Source organism: Thermobaculum sp. T2p, from assembly GCF_059335935.1.
Map to the genome: position 1 here is coordinate 21,055 of NZ_JANZYQ010000002.1, position 21,182 is coordinate 42,236.

16 protein-coding genes are annotated in these 21,182 nt (G+C 52.9%); 12 read left to right on the plus strand and 4 right to left on the minus strand.

Translation table 11 applies throughout. From position 1 onward, the window contains the following. Nucleotides 1-11 precede the first annotated feature (11 nt). From N2245_RS00590 to N2245_RS00635, 10 genes are all read left to right on the plus strand, one after another. Nucleotides 12-968: a carbohydrate ABC transporter permease gene (locus N2245_RS00590; protein ID WP_494534791.1), complete on the plus strand. Its 957-nt coding sequence runs from the start codon at nucleotides 12-14 to the stop codon at nucleotides 966-968. Next, nucleotides 965-1,843, plus strand: coding sequence for a carbohydrate ABC transporter permease (locus N2245_RS00595; protein WP_494534792.1), 879 nt, complete (start codon nucleotides 965-967; stop codon nucleotides 1,841-1,843). Before N2245_RS00590 ends, N2245_RS00595 begins: the two co-directional genes overlap by 4 nt. A 100-nt stretch (nucleotides 1,844-1,943) precedes the next feature. Continuing rightward, on the plus strand, nucleotides 1,944-3,272 hold the full coding sequence (locus N2245_RS00600) for an ABC transporter substrate-binding protein (protein WP_494534793.1): 1,329 nt from the start codon (nucleotides 1,944-1,946) through the stop codon (nucleotides 3,270-3,272). Between the two features lie 42 nt (nucleotides 3,273-3,314). Further along, complete coding sequence (locus tag N2245_RS00605; protein ID WP_494534794.1) at nucleotides 3,315-5,438, plus strand: glycoside hydrolase family 36 protein; 2,124 nt, start codon at nucleotides 3,315-3,317, stop codon at nucleotides 5,436-5,438. Nucleotides 5,439-5,441: 3 nt separating this feature from the next. Next, a complete protein-coding gene (locus tag N2245_RS00610) occupies nucleotides 5,442-7,478 on the plus strand; it encodes an alpha-galactosidase (protein WP_494534795.1) in 2,037 nt (678 codons plus the stop codon). 135 nt (nucleotides 7,479-7,613) lie between these two features. Further along, nucleotides 7,614-8,384, plus strand: coding sequence for an SDR family NAD(P)-dependent oxidoreductase (locus tag N2245_RS00615; protein ID WP_494534796.1), 771 nt, complete (start codon nucleotides 7,614-7,616; stop codon nucleotides 8,382-8,384). Nucleotides 8,385-8,420: 36 nt separating this feature from the next. Next, nucleotides 8,421-9,539 carry a mandelate racemase/muconate lactonizing enzyme family protein gene (locus tag N2245_RS00620; RefSeq protein ID WP_494534797.1) on the plus strand — a complete coding sequence of 373 codons (1,119 nt, stop codon included), beginning with the start codon at nucleotides 8,421-8,423 and terminating at the stop codon, nucleotides 9,537-9,539. A gap of 12 nt (nucleotides 9,540-9,551) precedes the next feature. Then, nucleotides 9,552-10,556: an aldose epimerase family protein gene (locus tag N2245_RS00625; RefSeq protein ID WP_494534798.1), complete on the plus strand. Its 1,005-nt coding sequence runs from the start codon at nucleotides 9,552-9,554 to the stop codon at nucleotides 10,554-10,556. A 19-nt stretch (nucleotides 10,557-10,575) separates the two neighbouring features. Continuing rightward, entirely contained in the window at nucleotides 10,576-11,739 is a 1,164-nt protein-coding gene (locus N2245_RS00630; protein ID WP_494534799.1) for a glycoside hydrolase family 99-like domain-containing protein, read from the plus strand. 80 nt (nucleotides 11,740-11,819) lie between these two features. Further along, nucleotides 11,820-13,892: an alpha-galactosidase gene (locus tag N2245_RS00635; protein WP_494534800.1), complete on the plus strand. Its 2,073-nt coding sequence runs from the start codon at nucleotides 11,820-11,822 to the stop codon at nucleotides 13,890-13,892. 9 nt (nucleotides 13,893-13,901) lie between these two features. Here the strand turns inward: N2245_RS00635 and N2245_RS00640 are convergent, their stop codons facing one another. The 4 genes from N2245_RS00640 to N2245_RS00655 are packed head-to-tail and all read right to left on the minus strand — an operon-like array spanning nucleotide 13,902 to nucleotide 18,730. After that, nucleotides 13,902-14,792: a carbohydrate ABC transporter permease gene (locus tag N2245_RS00640; protein ID WP_494534801.1), complete on the minus strand. Its 891-nt coding sequence runs from the start codon at nucleotides 14,790-14,792 to the stop codon at nucleotides 13,902-13,904. Further along, nucleotides 14,789-15,715: a carbohydrate ABC transporter permease gene (locus tag N2245_RS00645; protein ID WP_494534802.1), complete on the minus strand. Its 927-nt coding sequence runs from the start codon at nucleotides 15,713-15,715 to the stop codon at nucleotides 14,789-14,791. Before N2245_RS00645 ends, N2245_RS00640 begins: the two co-directional genes overlap by 4 nt. 19 nt (nucleotides 15,716-15,734) lie before the next feature. After that, a complete protein-coding gene (locus N2245_RS00650; RefSeq protein WP_494534803.1) occupies nucleotides 15,735-17,378 on the minus strand; it encodes a glycoside hydrolase family protein in 1,644 nt (547 codons plus the stop codon). A 29-nt stretch (nucleotides 17,379-17,407) separates the two neighbouring features. Then, complete coding sequence (locus N2245_RS00655) at nucleotides 17,408-18,730, minus strand: extracellular solute-binding protein (RefSeq protein WP_494534804.1); 1,323 nt, start codon at nucleotides 18,728-18,730, stop codon at nucleotides 17,408-17,410. Nucleotides 18,731-19,018: 288 nt separating this feature from the next. On the opposite strand from N2245_RS00655, the gene N2245_RS00660 reads away from it, so the two are divergent. Beyond that, nucleotides 19,019-20,050, plus strand: coding sequence for a LacI family DNA-binding transcriptional regulator (locus N2245_RS00660; RefSeq protein WP_494534805.1), 1,032 nt, complete (start codon nucleotides 19,019-19,021; stop codon nucleotides 20,048-20,050). Nucleotides 20,051-20,380: 330 nt separating this feature from the next. Further along, on the plus strand, nucleotides 20,381-20,896 hold the full coding sequence (locus N2245_RS00665) for a hypothetical protein (protein ID WP_494534806.1): 516 nt from the start codon (nucleotides 20,381-20,383) through the stop codon (nucleotides 20,894-20,896). Nucleotides 20,897-21,182 lie beyond the last annotated feature (286 nt).

Sequence of the window (21,182 nt, forward strand, 5' to 3'; positions counted from 1 at the left end):
GAGGTCAATGAGTGGGGAGGAGCGTTAGAATAGGTGTATGGGCGTCCTCGCGGACGCTGGCTGTGCGTCCGCGGCGCCTTGGGCTCTGGCAGCGAGAGGTGCTCCATTGCTACATCTTCATGGCACCAGCAGTACTCGGATTGTTGCTCTTCTCATTAGGCCCCATGGTAGCTTCTCTATTGCTGAGCTTCACGCAGTACGACGTGGTCTCCTCGCCCAGCTGGATAGGTTTAAGAAACTACCAGGATCTAATACACGACGATCTGTTCTGGCAGGCGCTGAAGGTCACGTCGATATACTCGGCAGTCAGCGTGCCAGCTAACCTGGCGCTGGCATTGCTGCTGGCCGTGCTGCTCAACAGGCGGTTTCGAGGGGTCTACCTTTTCCGCACGGTATACTACCTTCCAACCGTCATCTCAGGCGTAGCGGTGGCAATGTTGTGGCGCTGGATGTTCAACGCAGATTACGGCATTATCAATTTGATCCTTGGCAAGCTAGGGATACAAGGACCAGAATGGCTGACGAGCGAGAGGTGGGCACTACCAGCACTCATAATCACCAGCCTCTGGGGGGTAGGAGGCACTATGCTGATCTACCTAGCTGGTCTGCAGGGTATCCCTGTAGAGCTGTACGAGGCAGCCGAGATCGACGGTGCAGGTGCCTGGGGTAAGTTCCGCCACGTGACGCTCCCCCTAATATCCCATGTAACGTTCTTCAACCTGGTTCTTGGGGTGATAGGATCGTTGCAAGTTTTCGCGGAAGCCTACGTGCTGACTGGTGGAGGGCCAAACAATGCCACACTGTTGCTGTCCATTTACCTATACAATAATGCCTTCCAGTATCTCAAGATGGGCTATGCCTCCGCTATAGCTTGGGTAATGTTCGTGATAGTGTTGCTACTAACACTACTGGTTTTGAGGTCCTCTACCTTATGGGTGTTCTACGAAACAGAGGAGGAGAAGGGATGAATTTGAGTGCGCGCTACCGGGAAATGCGCTGGGCTTGGGTAACTCACCGCGAGGTGGTGCTGACTACTGTATCCATATTGGTGCTGGCACTAGGGGCAGTGGTCATCCTGATACCATTCTTCTGGATGTTGTCCACGGCACTCAAGCCCGCCAACCAGACCTACATATTCCCCCCAGTATGGATACCAAGCCCCCCGCAATTCCAGAATTTTCGCGAGGTGCTGGACTTGGTCCCCTTCCTTGCCTATGCTCGCAATACTTTTATCATCGTCTTCTCTGTAATGGCTGGCACGATCTTATCCTGCTCCTTTAGTGCTTACGGTTTTGCACGTCTAAGGGCACCAGGTAGGGATCTGATCTTCCTAGGATTATTGGCAACCATGATGCTACCATCTACCGTAACGCTGGTCCCCACTTACCTAGGTTTCAACAAGCTGGGGTGGATCAACACCTTCAAACCCCTCATTGTACCTGCGTTCTTCGGCAATGCTTATTTTATCTTCCTCCTACGTCAGTTCTATCGGACTATCCCAAGGGAACTGGAGGACGCCGCCAAGATGGATGGTGCTAGCTACTACCGCATCTGGTGGAGTATCATGCTCCCGCTCACGACACCAGCCCTAGCGACGGTGGCGCTCTTCACATTTATTTGGACCTACAACGATTTCTTCGGTCCGCTCATCTACCTCACTGACGAGTCGAAGTGGACAATAGCCGTGGCGCTTTCCCAGTTTCAGGGTTCCCCTAGGATAGGTCCTCAGATGCATCTGTTAATGGCTGCCACGACTCTGGCGATAATCCCGCCTATAGCATTGTTCCTGCTTGCCCAGCGTTACTTCGTGCGGGGCATAGTTATGACAGGACTCAAGGGCTAGAGTGGGAGCTTGTTGGGGAGGAAGGTGATTTAGATGACTTTAGAGTTCATGCATCTCTGTAGTCTATAACCCCAAAATACAACACAGGAGGAAAACATCTATGCCAAGTAGAACCCTGAGCCGCAGGAATTTTATCAAAATGTTAGGGGCTGCTGCCGCGGTAGGCGCGATAGGAGCTTGTGGCAGTAGTGTCTCAAATAATAACTCCTCTTCTGCTCCTACCAAGTCAGCTTTGGAAGAGTTCTCTGCGTTGATGTGGCAGGTATCGCCGACGACGGATAAGAACTTCAAGCAACGTGCGCAGATGTTCAATGACGCTCACAAGGATAGTTATAGAGCTAACTTCCAACTCCTTCCCTATGATCAGTACTGGCAGAAGATTCCATTGGCCTATTCGGCTAACAAACCGTACGATGTTTACTTCTGGGATGTGCAGGCATACGGTCACTATAAGAAGGGGATGATCATCGATGTTCAACCCTATCTGGACAAGGCAGGGTTATTCGACAAGGACAAATACCCTACCCAGCTGTTCGATGTCTGGAGGCTGGACGGTAGCCATATGTATGCTGTGCCTGAAAACATCCAGACAGTCGCATTGTACTACAATCGCAAGATGTTTGATCAGGCTGGAATAAAGTATCCAGACGAGCGCTGGACATGGGATGATTTCCTAGCAGCCGCCCACAAGCTTACTATAAGGCAGGGCAGTAAGGTCGTACAGTGGGGTGTGGATCCTGGAGTGTTACAGGTATGGTGGGGGTTACAGGTGCTGTCCTGGGATCAGGGCTCAGCGTTCTTTGACAAAATAGTGGAGCCTACGAGATTCAATCTGCAGGATCCTGCCAACATCAAAGCTATGCAGTTTGTCCAGGACCTGATATGGAAGGATAAGGTAGCACCGAACGCTGCCCAGCGCGCTAGCATCTCTCAAAACGTAGGGCCTTTCCAGGCTGGTAGGACTGCAATGTTTTTTGGTGGTAGCTGGGATATGTCTCCGCTGTTGCAGGCCTCTTTTGAGTGGGGCATGGTCCCTTGGCCAACATGGCAGGGTAAGCGTGTTGTTCCATACTGGTTGGGAGGATGGGTGATATCTAAGAAGTCCAAGGTGCCAGAGGCAGCGTTCGAGTGGGCCAAATGGTCGTCCACGGACTTCCAGATGACGATGGCCAAGCAGCACGACTGGATACCGATCCTCAACTCCGCCAGACTCTCCAAGGAATCCTTAGAAGGGCAGCCGGAGGGCTATCGACTGGTGCTAGATGCTGTGACATCCTCAGAGGCTAAGCTGGGAGATGTCTACACGGCCAACAACCAACAGATAGTGTTCGAGGTTTTTGGGCCGGTGTTGGATCAGCTATGGAACAACAAGATTACGCCTGAGCAAGCGGCCAAGACCATCGATGAGAAGGCTAACAAGCTCCTGTAACCTAGGGGCCAATCCACGTCACACTAACGGAGGGGTAGTGTAATGATTGTGTTCGATGAGGTAACAGGCTCTCTGAAGATGGATAATGGCCTCATCTATGTCGAATGGCATATTAGTGAGCGGGGAGAAGTGATCTGTAGCAGCCTTCGGCCAAGTAATGCTGATCCTAGCCAGAGCTGGCTAGATACATCAATAAGCTCCCCCCTGTACGAGCTAGAGTACAGGGGCGGAGCCACCAGTGGACAGAACGTGCTGGTTCCCTTGAGATGTGAGCGGTTGGTAGGGCAGATCAATACGGCTAACTTGTATGACGGCACTGATGTGGCTGCGATCAACTTCTCGCCCGCTGATGCTCCGTTGAAGGTAACTTGGTGCCTCAGATGTCATCCTAACCATGCAGTGTTACGACAGTGGTTTGAGCTGACAAATACCTCTGATTATCCAATCGTGATCGAGCGCTTACCGGTGTTTACCTACGTGCTTAGAGCACCAAGTAGACGTCTCAGGGCATACTGTGGGTTAGGTCGGGAACGGTCTCGGGAAGGCAGATGGGCTGACTGGCATACATGGCGGTGGATTGAGCTAGGCCCTGGAGTGAAGGAGGCTGTTCACTCAGGGTATAGGAAGGAGGCCACATGGTTAGGATTGATAACACCAGATATAGGACCGGGAATTTACTTTGGATGGGAGTCGAATGCCGAAGCCATTTGCGAGTTTGGTGATGTATACGGCGACGGCGCAGTATGGGTCGAGTGCTACCTGCGTCCCGAATATAGACTTGAACCTTGGGAAACTCTTAAAGGTCCTGCTGGCTTCGTTGGTCTCGCCGATGGAGACTTGGACGAGCTGGCTCACCGGTGCCAACGGTATGTGGAGGAGGTAATTGCCCGGCAAGTGGAAGATGAAAAGTTCCCTTACGTGGCTTTCAACAGCTGGGGGTATGGTACCGACATCGATGAGGAGTCTGTGCTCCGATGCTTAGATATCTGCCACCACTTGGGTGTAGAGTTGTTCGTGGTAGACTTCGGGTGGGAAGATCCTGATTGGTTGCCACTGAAAGATAAGTTCCCACGGGGACTGGCGCCATTGGCAGAGGCCGCGCACGCCAAGGGAATGCTATTTGGGATCCACCTTAGCTTCGGCAACGTCTCATCACTATCGAGCATGTACCAACAACACCCGGAATGGGTCAATGGTCCCGGTCAGTGGGCTTACAACAGGGAAGGAGAGGTATTTGCGGTTACACTTGGCAACCCCGCAACACGTAATTGGATGCTTGGCAAGTTGCTTGAGATCATTGATGAGAACAAAATCGACTACTTCCTAACAGACCACTACCTCTGGGGGGCATGCAATCCTCAGGTTCAACATCTACACGCAACCAACGACTACATGACGGTAGTTGAGGGTTTTGACTGGATCATGGATAGGCTACGCCAGCTGCGACCACATGTACTTATCGAACACTGTGACAATGGTCTGAGTCTGCCTACATTTAAGATGGTGCAGCAACATGTGACGTCCATAGGCGCTGATGCTGCCGGAGCACTCTACGAGCGCATACATACCTGGCGTATCTCGCATGTACTGCCCCCGCGCTACTTGGCTCATTATGTGTGTGACCAACCTATACCAGGTCACTATGTAGGCAAATGGTTAGGAGATTATGAGTATCGCAGTCATCTCTTCGGCGGCCCGATGATACTGATGACTCACATCCACCTCCTACAGGAGGGGTCCTCGGAGTGGAGATCCCTCCTACGTCAAATATCCCTGTATAAGCGCATCCGGCGACGAGTAGCTCGTGGCAAGGTGCTACATCTACTAGAGCCACAACCTTTGGAGAGAGTGGGGCATGGATGGGACGGCTGGGACGCCATCGGCTCGTATGATGAGCTGACGGACTCCGCAGTCATCTTCGTATTCCGACTAGGCGGTAGTACGGCCAGTCGTGTGATACCCGTGCACGGGCTCAAGGAGGATACCATATACAAAGTATCTTATGAAGATGCCTGTGAAAGTTACCATGCCAGTGGTCGTGACCTCATGGCCAAAGGATTGGAGCTAGAGCTTCCTCGAAGTGGGCAGGAGCCCGTGATTGACCTCAACGGCATGGTGCGTGCCTCAGAGGTGGTATATTTGGAGCCGGCTGAGAGTGGAGAATGAGCTATGTCAGCTGCATGTGACTTCACACCTGGTGTGCAGCCCATGTGGAAGTTACGCAACGAGTATCTGGAAATGGAGCTGTGCGCTTGCTCCCGAGGTTTGTGCCTAATCTCGCTGCTAGATAAGTCATCGGGTACTTCTTGGTTGGAATCTGCCTACCACCCGCTGACCTATGTATCCTTTCAGCCTTCCGTCGATATGAATGGATGGACTCTCCAGGACTGGGTGTGTGAAGAGGAGGAAGGGGCAATAAGGTTGGAGGTAACTCTGACTCATGGATCGATCGTCCTTGTGGAGTCGCTGTGGCTGTCTTTTACTATCCCGGTATTTAGGCGGTGGGTCGAGCTGCACAATACCGGTGGGCATGCACAGGAAGTACTACAATACCACTTGCTAGATTTGTGGCTCCAGCATGACTTACGAGACTCCTCTCTCAACCTGTTCTACGTGGAAGCTTTTGCCGGACACAGATGTGACCGATGGGATCCAGGAGATGCTAGTTTTGCATTGCATAACCTAGAGTTGGCGGCGGGTGATGCCATGCGTCTGCCAGTGGGTGCATACCAGCAGTGCTGTAGCTGGATCGCACTCAGAAGGCCAGATGGTGCGGGGCTGGTTTCTGGACTGGAGTACGATGGTCCTGCGGAATTCAGGTTGTTAGATGTAGCTAGGGTCCCAGGCGCCTCCACGTGGCGCTCATCAGTATATATGGACAGAGGTGTGAGACTGGTAGCATCCCCAGTTGAGACGCTGCACGTCAGAGTCGCGCCTGATGGCATCTGGAGGAGTCCAGCAGCCTTCCTAGGAATATTTGATGGTGATTGGGACGCTGCAGCGCAGGTCACACATGCTCTGGTAGAGCACAAACTCTCCCCTCCTTATCCCGACAAGAGCTTCCCATATGTGATCTTTAACACCTGGGGCTATGCTTGGGACCTCACGCCAGAGATCACCTTGCGTTGCCTCGAGGTCGCAGCCGATGTCGGCGTGGAAGTGTTCGTGGCAGACTATGGGTGGGCAAGGGGAGTGGGTGATTGGGTCTCGTTGCCAGTCAGGATGCCTCGATTAGACGAGCTAGCGGAGAAGGTGCACTCACTCGGTATGAAGTTCGGCGCGTGGATGGCCTTCGCCAACGCCTCACCGGAGAGTAATATACTCCATGAGCATCCCAATTGGACGGCGTGGCCCAATGACTGGGGAAGCTTTGGTACACGTGCGCTGTGCCTAGCAGAGCCGGAAGTAAGGCAATGGGTTACGGACCAGGTCATCAGAGTCGTGAAGACTTATGGGCTGGATTATCTCGTGCATGACTTTGAGCTGATCACTCCATGTGAACACCCTGCACACTCTCACCCCCCGGATCCTGCTGGATACCATAGCGCAGAAGGCTACAGGCAGGCGCTGTGGGATCTCAGAAGAGCTTGCCCTGACCTGATAATAGAGAACTGCCAAGGAGGCGGCAGGATAATGACCTATGCCATGACCACTATGCACGACACCTCCATCACCACGGACGGCGCTGTGTTACTTGACCCTCTGGGACGTCGAAGGGCGCTGTATGGAGCGAGCTATCCCTTCCCACTACGTTATTGTGCCAGCTACATGCAGGAAAGCCCAAGCGACTACTCCTGCCGTTCCTGCATGATTGGTGGCCCTTGGATCCTCATGGGTCGCGCAGCTGAGTGGAATGCATTGGAGGTGGAGACGGTACGACGTAACGTTGCGCTGTATAAGCGAGTTAGGCCGCTGTTCAGGGAAGCACAAGTTTACCACCTACGATACCCAGATGGCGTGGGATGGGATGGTTTACAGGTTCACCACCCATCTAAGGACATTGGCGCTGTGCTCCTTTTCAAGCCAAATGGATCTTCACCCGTACAAGTGAAGTTGAAAGGCCTCGATCCCGATGTTGCCTACTCCCTTGTCTCAACTGATGGGCGCATTTGGGAGGTTGGCGGGGATGAACTGATGCGGTTAGGAATCTCCTTGGATATTCCAGAGCAGGGGAGTGAGGTGATTTTGTTGAAGGCTAAGACGTGAGTCTTTTCTATAGCCGCTGTCGGTGCTCAGGATGACTCTGTGTAAACACTGAATGGGTAGTCGAGTGCCTTGATAAGCATGCTGATGGCCGATCGTACAATTGGAGTGGTAATCCCTTTGTAAGGAGGATGCAAAGTGCGTCTTGAGGGCAAGGTCGCTATTGTTACTGGAGCTGGCCGTGGCATTGGGCGTGCCATAGCTGAGCTATTCGCGCGCGAGGGCTGCGCTGTTACCTTGGCAGCGCGAACGGAAAAGGAGATCGCCGAAGCTGCTAATGATATCGTGGCAATGGGGGGCAAGGCAATGGCTGTGTGTACAGATGTGGGGAAGCAATCTGATGTCGAGAGTATGGTCTCTCGCACCTTAGAAGCCTTTGGACGGATAGACATCCTGGTGAACAACGCTGGGATATTTAGGGCAGGAGATTTCATCACTACTCCTCCAGCTGAGTGGGATGAGGTGGTGAGAGTAAACCTGTATGGAGCTGTGCACTGTGCGAGAGCTGCTGCGCGGTCAATGATAGCTGCAGGTGGAGGGAGGATTATCAACGTGTCCTCGATTCATGCCTATAGGGCAGAGCCCCTTGCTTCGGCATACGACGTTGCCAAGGGGGGATTGGATCAGCTGACCAGGACCCTGGCAGTAGAGCTGGCACCGCATGGCATACTAGTCAACGGAATTGCCCCCGGATTTATCGATACCAGCATGTCTATAGTAGAGGGGACTAACGAGCTAGAGACTGAGACCTTTCGCTCCATTTATGTAGAGCATAGGAAGATACCGCTTGCCCGTGCTGGCCAACCAGAGGAGGTGGCTAGGGTAGCATTATTCCTGGCATCGGATGATTCTAGCTATATAACCGGCGCAGTGATTCCTGTTGATGGTGGCCTATCGGTTACTTTCTAGTCACCACGCACGGCAGGTTTACATAAGGAGGACGTTATGAAGATCACTGACGTGGAGGCTATCTACCTGAGGTTACCAGAAGTGGACCCAACGAGGGCAGATGGTACCCAGGATACACTCTTGATCAAGGTACATACAGATGAGGGGATAACGGGTATTGGAGAGGTAGATTCATCCCCGCTTGTAGCGAAGGCGGCAATAGAAGCCCCAGTTTCGCATTCGGTGGCTATGGGGCTGAGGTACGTGCTGCTAGGGGAGAATCCCCTAGAGGTGGAACGGCTCTGGGAGAAGATGTATAGAGCGACAATTTACTTTGGAAGAGTAGGACCAGCGATGCATGCCATGAGTGGGATAGATTTGGCGCTGTGGGATATTCGTGGCAAGGTCATGGGCAGATCGGTTAGTGAGCTGTTGGGAGGAGCCAGGCGTGATAAGCTGAGGGCATATGCTAGCTCTCTAATGCCTGAGACTCCAATGGAGGTCGCTAGGCTAGCTGAGCAGTATGCAATGCAAGGGTATACTGCGATGAAGTTTGGTTGGGGTCCAATCGGGAGAGATCGCAAGTTAGATGAGGAGCTGGTGCAAGCTATACGCTCGGCAGTTGGAGATGATGTCGATGTGATGATTGATGCCGGTGGCGTCTGGGATCTCAAGGAAGCCCTCAGGATGGCGACGGTGTACGAAAGGTATGGGGTTTACTGGTTGGAAGAACCTCTGGCGCCTGATGACCTAGAAGGGTACAGGTGCCTGTCGGACCACACGAGCTTGTATATCGCGGCCGGAGAGCAAGAAAGTGGAGTATTAGCCTTCCGAAGACTGATCGACGAGGGGGGCGTGGACATCGTGCAGCCGGACCTTGGAAGGTGTGGGGGATTGACGGAGGCCAAACGGATCGCACAAGTCGCACACGAGAGACACAGAAAGCTAGTACCCCATGCTTTCAAGAGTGGGATACTCGTGGCCGCAAGTGCTCATCTAGCAGCTAGTATCCCCAACGGCTTCATGATCGAGTACACGGTCTCTGAGTCCCCTATAGCTAGGGATCTTGTGAGCACTCCAGTCGATTTGGTTGACGGCTATGTGCGTCTGCAAGATCGTCCTGGCCTCGGTGTGGAGGTGGATGAGGCCGTTGTAAGTAAGTACAGGGTGACATGAGGAGGGAATAGTATGGTCGCAAGTGTGTCAACCGATTGGAAACTACATGACCTGAGAACGGTTATATTGGAGAATGAGCTACTCAGAGTAGTGATCCTGCCAGACCTGGGAGGCAGGATATGGCAGGTGGAATATCGTCCTAGATCTTTTGACCTCCTCTGGCACCATCCTAGAATCAAACCTCGTAACGTGCCCTTTCACTCTGTATACGATGACGTGTTCTTTGGAGGCTGGGACGAGTTATACCCAAATGATATCCCAGAGGAGATCAACGGGGAGAGGATGCCAGACCATGGAGAGATCTGGGCTCTGCCCTGGGAGTACGAAGTGGAGTCCAAAAGAGGAGATGAGGTGGCGGTTAGGTTGCAAGTAGAAACCCCGATCAGCTCCACCAGGTTGGAGAAGCGACTTGCACTGCGGACAAGTGAGACCATTCTAAGGTGTCACTACCGTCTAACCAACACAGGACGCATAGCTCAACCGTTTCTCTGGAAATTGCACGTCGCCCTGAATGTAGATGAGCACCTCAGAATTGATATGCCAGCTCAAAACATGTACATCGAGGAGTTTGGGGTCAGCAGGATCGGTCGCACAGGTGTTGACTATTATTGGCCCTATGCGACTGATGAGTCCAATAATAGGTGTGACATGCGCTGGGCTATGCCGTTCGATTCTGGAGTCTGCGAATTCCAGTACGCAACACACCTTACGGCTGGGTGGTGCGCTGTGACCCACACACGAGATAAACTGAGCTTTGGTCTGGCCTTTGAACCTGAGGTGTTGTCCTCCTGCTGGCTGTTTGCTAGCTACGGTGGCTGGCGCAATCTGAATGTGCTCGTACTGGAGCCTTGTACGGGTTATCCTGTCAGCGTAAACGATGGATTGCAGCAAGGCACCCATCGCACGCTCCCGCCTGGTGGGACCATTGAGTGCGAAGTTTCTGCTGTCGTACGAGAGGGGCTGTCCGCTGTGGACTATGTGGATCTCGAAGGTAACATGCAAGGAGTGACCATTTAATTTCTAAGGGGGCAGGTAGATGGTTGTGGATGAAGTGGAAGTAGCATGTTATGTGTTTCCCCACTACCATCATAGCGCACTCAACGATCGTCTGTACTCACCAGGCTGGACTGAGTACGTGCTTTTGAGGGGAGCAAGGCCTTGGTTTTGGGGGCACTATCAGCCTAGAACGCCGATGCTTGGAGAGCTGGACGAGAGAGAACCAGATACTTGGTACAGGTACATCCGGTTAGCCAAGGAGGCTGGGATAGATGTGTTCATCTTCGACTGGTACTGGTATGCTGGAGGTCCTGCCCTGCACGAGGCATTGGAGGACGGGTTGTTGGGTGTAGAGGACCTTGATGGAATCCAGTTTGCTGTGATGTGGACCAACCATCCTTGGGCTTACTGGTTCCCGACCGCTGGAAGTAGCGCCAGAGACGAGTGGTTAAGACTGTGGGAGGACGAGAACCTTGGGGCCTACGAGGTGGTTTATGATGCACCTAAGGGTGAGGAGGTATGGCGTAGTCTGAGCTACATTGTCGCCAGATACTGCTCTCATCCTAGCTATTGGAGGCTTGAAGGCAAGCCAGTGGTATCTATCTGGGACGTGTGGCTGCTGGTAAAGGAGTTTGGGGTAGAAGGCACAAGGCAGCTTCTAGATGCTCTGCGGGACCTAGCTAGAAGGATGGGTCTACCTGGTATCCATTTCCATGCCACCTGTCAGGAACCCGGGGTGCTGGCTAATATGGGGCAGGTGTTAGCAGCTGGTATCGACTCCTATGGGCTGTACAACTCCGTGGCTGTGGGTGCAAGTAGGCTACCTGTTACTGACAACCTACCTGGCTACGAGGAGGCTGTTAGGGAAGTTGTGAAGAAGGTATGGCCCGAGCAGGATGCCCTCTCAGAACTGCCCTACTTCCCTTGTGTTAGCCCAGGCTGCGACGATACCCCACGCCACATCATGCCTTCAGAGTCGCAACATCCCAGTCAATGGCGGGTTAGGCCTGTGGTGGGCGAGACACCAAAGGTGTTTGAAGAATTTGTGCGAGCTGGCTTGGATTTCCTTAGAAGTAGGCCCAATAATCCGCCAGTACTGCTGATAGGCTCCTGGAACGAGTGGACCGAAGGGCACTACTTGCTGCCTGATACACGGCTAGGATTCGGCATGTTGAGGGCTCTTCAGAGAGCCCTGAGTAGTTAGCAGCAAGAAGTGCTCCCCTGGAGTAGTCTGTAGGCTCTGTATATTATTTGTGTCCATGAATGTGGACTTGGGAGGTTAGGATGCAAGTTAGCTATGATGGCACAAGCCAGCGTTGGACTATGAAATGGCAGGATACAGCACTGTGCCTGAGACTCACAGAGGGATACTTGGTCTGCGAGTACTTTGGTCCTGAAGATCAGATCCAACCATTGCCCGAGTGGCCACCATCCGATCTAGTACACTTGACTCGCACCGAGGCAAGTGTATACTTGGCACCTGCCGATCAAGTGGTACGCTGGACGTTACGTGATTGGTCACAGACACTGAGCAATACTTGTGACCTTACGTTGCAGGCGATCGACTTACCCCTTGTAGCCACGCTTCGCTTTAGAGTAGACGAAGTGACAGGTTTGCTCCGTCGGCACACAGAGTTGATCCATTCTGGTAATGCTGGTGTATTGGATATAAGTTGTGCCTACAGCCTATCCGTCCTGCTGCCTTCGAATATCCAAGAGTTGGTGTACCTAGGTGGAAGATTGGTTGCTGAGGCGCAGGTACAGCACATAGCGTTGCCACAAGTAGCGGTGCTATTGGAGAGTAGAGCTGGTAAGGCTGGCTACGAGTTTGCGCCCTATGTTGCGTTACTGGCACCTGGACGCACGTATTTGTGTGAGCTGTTATGGTCTGGTAACTGGCAGCTGCATATATACAGGCGACCAGATCACAGAGTGGCCCTTGCTGGAGGATTAAACTCGTGGGGTCTGCGGCACCGACTGCAGCCTGGGGGGCATCTACCACTGCCTGATGCATTGCTTGGCTGCGTACCTGGCGACCTGAACGCTGCTACACAACGCCTACATGATTACCTACGTCGCATGCGTCCGGATCCTGATCGCCTCATTCCAGTACAGTTCAACACCTGGTACTCGTGCGGTGAAACCGTACCGATCTACAAAGTGAAGCCGTACGCATCCAGGGCTGCTGAGTTGGGCTGTGAAGTGTTCGTCCTGGACGCCGGATGGTACACTACCGAGCACAGCCAGAGGAGTGAGAATTGGTGGTCACGCACGGGTGACTGGTTAGTAGATACCAAGTACTTCCCGCATGGCTTAGAGGAACTTAGCGGATATTGCAGTCAGCTGGGTTTAGGTTTTGGGATCTGGTTTGAGCCGGAAGCAGTAGGACCAAGTGCCCGCCTGCGTCGGGAGCATCCAGAGTGGCTACATGCGATCGGCGGAGTAAGCCCTCTAGCCGAGCAGCGCGCTGTACTGCACCTAGGTATTCCAGAGGCACGCATACATATCCGCGAACGAATACTCAATGTATTGCGCGAGACCAACGCTACCTGGATGAAGTGGGATTTCAATACTGACCTGCTACAGGGTGGATGGTCACCTGATATCCCGAAAGATTTGACTGATCAGGATCCTTTGATCGCCCACTACCAAGGCCTCTACAGACTCCAAGACGAGCTGCGAATGATGTTGCCAGATATGGTGTTGGAGATGTGTGCCGGAGTGGGCAGTCGCTTCGATCCAGCTTTAATGTCACACGCTCACACCTACTGGATCAGCGATCAGACGAATTCACTGATGAAGTTAGCTATCCATTTCGGTAGCCAGCTGGCCCACTGTGCAGTAGAGTGCAACGACTGGTTGGTAGAATGGCCTCCTTATGATGGCCTATGGGGACGTCAATGGGTGGACGAACGTGGTGACCTGGCCTTTAGAACACGTGTGGCGATGCTTGGCACCTTCGGTATCAGCTCTCCCCTTGAGAGATGGGAAGCTGAGGATATGACGCTAGTCCGTACGCATGTTGCGTGGTACAAGGCACTCATTCGTCCCGTTATCCATTTCGGCGATCAGTACATGCTGACGGATCCACCACCCATTGATGGCAACGGTGATTGGGCAGGTATTTGGTATGTGAGTAAGGATCGCTCACGTGGTGTGCTCTTCGCGTTCAGGCTAGCAAGTGCGGACGCAGTACGCAATTTTGAACTGCATGGGCTACTGCCAACCGCGCACTATCGCCTGCGCACCCCTGAGGGGTGGAGCGCGGTTTGCAGCGGTGCGGAGCTTACCAGAGGCCTTACTGTCAGGCTCGATCAACGTTTCCGGTCGTCCTTAGTGTTTGTGGAGAGGGAGTAGAGAGCTATCTTACTCCCTCAAACCTGTAGTAACTATTCCCTGGATGAAGTAGCGCTGGGCTATGAAGAAGAGGAGTATACAGGGTAACAGAAACATAAGGGTGCCTGCCATTTGGATGGTAACGTCCGTAGGCTCTGCCCGGGCGGCACGCAGGAAGTTGATGCCCAGCGCCAGAGTGTACTTATCTATGTCGTTCAGGTAGACCAATGGGCCTAGAAAGTCATTCCAGTTCGTCACGAAGGAGAAGACGGCGACTGTTGCCAAGGCGGGTTTCGATAGCGGCAGCAGGATCTGCCAGTAGATTCGAAACTCTGAGGCCCCATCTATCTTAGCAGCATCGTCCAGCTCCATCGGAATGGTCATGAAGAATTGCCTTAGCAGGAATACGTAGAATGCAGGCCCACAGAAGGCGGGTACTATTAAAGGAAGGAATGTGTTGATCCACCCAAGCTCCCTGAAAAGCATGAACGTCGGAATAATAGTCACTGGGTAGGGGATCATCATCGTGGCTAGCACCACTAGGAATAGGATGTCTCTACCTGGGAACCTGAAACGTGCGAAGCCATAGGCCACGAGCGAGGAGGATAGTACTTCGCCGATGAGTGTTAGACCTGTAACAATGATGCTGTTGCGTAGGAAAGTTAAGAAGGGTATAAAGTGAAACACTGCAGGGAAGTTGGCTAGCGTCGGTTGGTCTGGAATCCACTTGGGAGGATAAGAGTAAGCTGTGCCAGGCGATTTTAGCGCTGTGGACAGCATCCACAGGAACGGCAGGGCCATCGCTAGTCCAAGCATTGACAGCACCAGATAGGTGCTCAGCGTCCCTATAATTCTCCCCAATAGGAAGCGTCTGGCTGAAAGTCTCTGTCTAGCATGGTTGGCCACTCGTGTGGTGATCATGTCCCTCTTAAAGCCCCCTCGTAGTGGATATACGCCCTCGATAATCTTAGGATGAGGATGGTGAGGCCGATGATGATCAGGAAGAGGATCCAAGCCAGCGCGGATGCATAGCCCATATCGAACCAGTGGAAGGCATTCTGGTAAAGGTACAGGACGTAGAAGAGCGTGGCGTAGTTGGGTCCTCCTCCCGTCAGCACGTAGGCATAGGTGAACGTCTGGAAGGATGATATGATCCCCGTGATAACGTTGAACAAGATAACAGGAGAGATCATCGGAATCGTCACATGCCAAAGCTTAGCTAAACGCCCAGCGCCGTCTATCTCGGCCGCCTCGTACAATACTCTAGGCACACCCTGTAGAGCAGCCAAGAAGATGACTATGGCACCTCCTATACCCCAAAAACTCATCACTATCAGCGCTGGTAGTGCCCACTCAGGACTTGCTAACCAGTCAGGGCCACGTATGCCGAAAATTGACAGCACATAGTTGACTACACCGAAGTTGGGATCGAACATCCAGCCCCAAATGACGGCAGTGCCTACCCCAGATAGGACCACTGGTAGATAGAACAGGGTCCTGAAGAATGATATCCCAAATACCGCTCTGTTGAGCAGGACTGCTACGAGCAACGCTGCCATGACTCCCAAGGGAACGCTAACCACGGTGTAGGTTGCCGTTACCCTAAGCGCTTGGAAAAACAAGGGATCGGTGATAAGCCTCTTATAGTTGGCCATCCCTACAAACTGGGGTGGCCGCAGAAGAGTCCAATCAGTCAGACTTATGCCTATCGAAGCTAGGATTGGCCCCAGTTGGAACACGAGGAAACCGATCAGCCAGGGCGAGATGAACAGATAACCAAAGAGTTGCTCGCGCCTCGAGGTAGTAATAAAACTCTGTCTGCGACCAGGATGGTTTCCAGTCATCTGTTGACCACCCCTCAAGCTACCATTGGACCTTGATCCAACTAACTGGGCGTTCTGGGGTCAGCTGAGGTTCATATTCCATCTCCATAGTCAAGCGTCGATAGATTGGGTAATTCTCCCTTACTGGGGCTATAGAGGTAACAGTGCCTCCTTTCCACCGTACAACATACTCCTGCCCAGCCAACTTCTCAATCTCTTCTGCTAAGCGCTGTGGGTAGGTAACGACAACCGTCTGTCCAGGCTGCAATGTGCCTAGGTCGAGGTACCTGTTACACCAAGTCGGTAGCTGATCTTGCCCATCGACCATGATCCGGAGTTTCTCCATGTGGGCCCACTCGGGTACTCGCAGATAGTAGTGCTCGGGTAAATGCACCAATAGCTGCAGCTCTCCCCTGTAAGGTTCATAGCTGATGAGGCTAGCCCAAGGTGTATGGCGGTTGAACGCCAGATTGACGTGCACGCCCTCTGCATCCTGAGTTATTGCATAGCTCCACACTAGACAGCATGCACGCACTCCCGATGGCGTGCAGCAGCCCTCGACGATGCCTTGAGGGTCCCCAAGCAGCGCGTTGGGGAGGGAGGCGCTGTCAAAGCTGCCCAGTAGAATTTGTCTAGCTAGTGCGTGTTCCACATCATGGTGGTCTGGCGGGATGACGCAATCGACGTCCCTTATCTGGCTCTCAAGCAGATGATTACGCACAAACTTCTCTACATCGTCCCAATAGTCCCCGATGCCGGCAGAGGAGAGCTTGATCGCCAGCTCGATCAGGTCTGCTAGTGCGCACGTCTCACAGGTGCAGGCATAAGGTGTGCTTTTAGGGTCGAGGCCCAGCCCATCTGGTATCCATCCGAAGGAGCTGGTGTACGTCCGTGCGTAGGAATACACCCTGTTGCTCCACATTATCAACTCTTCATCACCTGCTGCTAAGGCATACCTAAGCACACCGAGAGTAGCTGGAAGAATACCACCGCTGTGGGTATGTCCACGAAAAGTACCGTCCCAGGTGATTGCACCACTGTGGTACACGTAGTAGCGGGCCAGCTTGCCAGCCAGCTCCAGTGCTCGATGGCTGCCAGTGGCTTCATAGTATCTAGTGAGTCCAATGAGCTGTTGCACTGAGTATCCAGGCATTTTACCGTTCCAGAGCCCTCCATCATGCCACCTACCTTCCCTCCAGATATCCTTGGGGTAAAAGCAGTAGTCTTCCTGATGGACGGCTATCCGGCTTAGTCCAGAGATTAACGCCTCGATTCTAGCTTCTACTGCAGCATCCCCAGTCAACATGAACCAGCTCACCAGCCCCAGCAGTGCTCTTCCCTGGCAAAACATATCGGCCTCAATGCGCGACCAGGGAGCCTCTGCGTTATAGAAGAGACCATCACTGGGGTTGGCACGGCTGAGAAGAAAGGTCCGCAGCTTTGCTTCGGCCTCCACCCCTCTACGATCGCCTGTCATCTCCCTAGCTAGAATGAGGGCATCTACACACCTTCCTGACATGTCACAGTAGTCCCAGCTCGTATGCTTGATATGTGGGGGCGAGCTACCAAGATCTAATAGGAAGTAAGGTTCATAGTCGAGCACTGGGTCCAACCGCGCGAGTATGTTGTCCATAGCCAGCTCGACAGCCTTCTCAAGAAAGTATGTGTTTGGCACCTGTACCATGATCGGACTCTCCTTATTCCTTATCAGTACTAGCGCCGTTGGAGCTCGGCATTCACCCGAGGGCAAACCTTGGCTGCCGCCTGGGCTGCCGACTCCCTACCAGAGAACACCAAGTCCAGTTCCGACTGGATGATAGTCGAGATTTTGTCCCATTTAGCACCCGCGCCTGGATACCTAGCGTACTTGGCCTCATCGATATAGATCCCGTAACCCTTTTTCTCCTTCTGAGGAGTTAGCCACTGGGAGTAAAGTGGTTTGTAGGAAGGTACTGAGCCTATGACCTGCAAGCGCAGCTTTTCGCCCTCCGTGGCGAAGTACTTCACGTACTCCCAAGCGGTGCGCTTCATCTTGGATTGTGGAGATATTGCCCAGGTCAGGTTCATCAAGTAAGTTGCTCTTTGTCCAGCTAGGCTCTTTGGAACGAGCGCGAAACCGTACCTAAGCTTTGGATTCTGGTCGAAACCGGTAGGCTCCCAGCCGGCGCCCAGATACATTCCCACTTTGCCAGACTTAAAGGCATTGGCAGGCCCGCCGAGCAACTTGAGTGCTGAGGTAGCAGGTGCCACCCTATCCTGTGTAAGCATGTCAGCCCAGAACTGGATAGCCTGGGTCGCCTTAGGGTCGGTCAGGGCACATGCCGTCTCATCGCGGTTGAAGACGTCGGCGCCGTTAGCCCAGATCCAGTAGAGCCATGTGGGATAGAAAGTGTAGTCGAATACGATGCCCCATTGGACTATCTTGCCACCCTGCGTCACTGTAAGACGTCTAGCTGCCTCTCGTACATCACGCCAGTCCCAGGAAGCATCTGGATACTTCAGCCCAGCCTTGTCAAATAGATCTTTGTTGTAGAACAGTGCGGCTGGATAAGGCACATACTCTATGGGAAGGGAATAGAGCTTGCCGTTCCAGCTGTTCACCGCCAGAATGGCAGGATCGAAATCTTCCTTCTTGATGTTAGGATCAGCTTGGATGTACGGATCTAGATCGAGTAGTTGTCCAGCCTTGGCGAATGCTTGCACATAGCCTTCCCACATATCAAATACGTCAGGGGGTGAGCCGGAAGCGATCATAGTCTGGAGCTTTTCAAAATAGTTGGTGCCCGCTGGTAAGATCTCTTGTTTGATGCGCACGCCAGGGTGGTCTGCCTCGAATTGTTTATTGATGCGGTCACGTATCTTAAGGTCTTCTGGTCCACCTGGACAGCAAACAAACACGCGGAGCACGCCTTTTTCATATTGTCCGCCACTGTTCGATATAGTCGTCGTGGGAGCAACAGATTGAGTGGTCGATCGACCGCAAGCAGTCAAAAATAGCGCCAACGCTATAAGCAAGTGGATAGGGAAACGCCGCATCACTACTACCTCCGCCTTAGGTATGGGAGGGATCCAACGCTGTACCCCGCTCACACGAGCAAAACATAGTTTGTTCATGAATGTGAAATAAATTCACTATTAAGAACCAGGTTTCTTTATTTTAATCTCCTAAGCTTTGTTAATCAACTGATATAAAGAGACCAGATCCTCCGTCGATGGGTTTGAGAAGGTGCTGATCCTACCACTGCCCACTGTCATTGCTCTACAATGTATTACCATCTGCTAGGACTTGGTCCCAAGCGACATTTAGAACGAGGTATTATTGGGTTGCGTAGACAGGTGACTCTTCATGATGTCGCACGAGATGCCGGCGTCTCGATCAAAACCGTGTCGCGCGTCATCAACGGCGAACCATACGTCAGCCCGAGTACACGCGCGCGCGTGCACGAGGCGATCGAGCGGCTCGGCTATCGTCCCAACGAGGTGGCACGCAGCCTAAAGGGTAAGCGCTCCAAGATGATTGGTCTGATGATCGCTGATATCTCCAACCCCTTCTATGCTATGATTGCCAAAGCTGTGGAGGAGGAGGCGCGTGCTCGAGGCTATTCCGTGGTACTATGCGCCTCGGGCGAGGATGTGGAGGTCGAGCGGGAATACGTGGAGCTGCTGTTCCGCAAGCGATTGGACGGGTTATTGTTGGTGCCTGCGGCCAACGGCCACGAATACCTACTGCGGGAGATCGCCGCAGGTCTGCATGTTGTTGCGCTCGACAGGCCGATAGACGATCCCGAAGTTGATGCTGTGCTTGTCGAGAACCAAGAGGGAGCATATCGGGCAACGCTTCATCTGGTAGAGCACGGGCACAAGAGGATTGGTTTTATCGGGGCAGGTAAGCAACTGTACACGCTGCAGGAGCGATTAGCGGGCTATCAGAAGGCGTTGGAGGAGCATGGTTTGCAGTCTTTAGTGCGACTGGATGCGCCAGATCCACCTTCGGCAGCGGATGCTATGCGCGAGCTTTTGGACTCACCTGATAGACCAACGGCCGTCTTTTGCATGAACAACCTCATAACGATAGGTGTCCTGGAGGCTCTTGAGGAGCGAGGGTTACGGGTACCCGATGACATGGCAACTGTAGGCTTTGATGACTTCGACTTGGCCGGGCTGCTACGCCCGCGCCTGACGCTCGTGCGGCAGCCAGTCGATGAGTTGGGCAGGCAGGGTGCACGCCTGCTGTTCGAGAGGTTAGAGGGATTATATACCGCAGCTGCACGTCGGATAGTATTACCTACGAAGCTGATGGTCAGGGAGTCTTGTGGCTGCTCCTATGAGCAGGTGAGTAGCAAGGTGCCTGATTAAGGGACCATGACGAATTGGCCCAGCAGCGCCAATGGTTTTCGGGTCAGGACCGTCTTGCAGCAGATTTGCTATCTACGTGCTTGGCTTTGTGCTCGAGGCCAGAGGAGTCAAGGACGCTAAGTGACGTCTTTACAGGACTATAGATTATTTTGCCGTTAGCACATTTCCCCCACGAACCACGATGCCGCCGATCGATTATATCTATCCGGTACCTTAGGCCTACCTTATATGCGGGCTATTGGAAACACCTCGGAGCACGAAGTGTAAATGTGCTCTTGTCCCGGTGGAGCTAACTCGTTCCACCCACTCACTTACTAGAGTAAATAGTATATGTTGCTTAAGGGTATGGACAAGGCTCTGCGAGCATATCAGACTAGATCTGCCTCTGAGCTGCTATCTTTTATGGTCACCGCATTACTTGACATAAGTCAGTATCACTTTAGCATTAGAACCCATAGGGATCAGGCGATAGTGTTCTGCTGCTGCCGGCACGACGAAGGTCTCCCCGAAGTGGAACTTAGAGCGCCCACCGTGCTGCGTCTCAAGTGCTACCCCCATACCCTCCACCACGTGGAGGACGTGGCACCTACCGGCGGTGGTAGACTCCATCGGTCCAGTGAGATCGTAGCGATGCACCGTATAGAACAGCTCCTCTTGGAATGGCCGATAGCCCTAGAAGCTAGCAATCTGACATCAGCTGGAGCCAAAGATGCAGGTGATATGCACGACGAGAGCCGCGATTACTGTAGATCCTGGAAGATAACGGAGCCGAGATTCACACGATCCATGCTCTCAGGCCCCTACATGTCTGTATTGATTGCGGTCGAGGCGCTATCGCTGCTATAGGTCTTAACGCGGATGAGCCCCAACAACAGGTTTCGAAGCTAGATCTTAGGCACTTTAGTGCAATTTAGCTGGGGGTGTGACCAGTACCGAGGGCACAAGCCCCTATTCAGAAGATAGGGTCTTCTTGCACTGAGTGTCGGATATCAACAAATAGTAGCCCCCTCTCCGCAAATCTAATCTAGACTGTGGGAACGATGGTTGCAGAGATCGCCATCAAATCGCTCATCCTCTACAAGGATTTTGCCGATAAGATAGGTGGTCCCGCTAGGGTACTGAGATCAGGAGC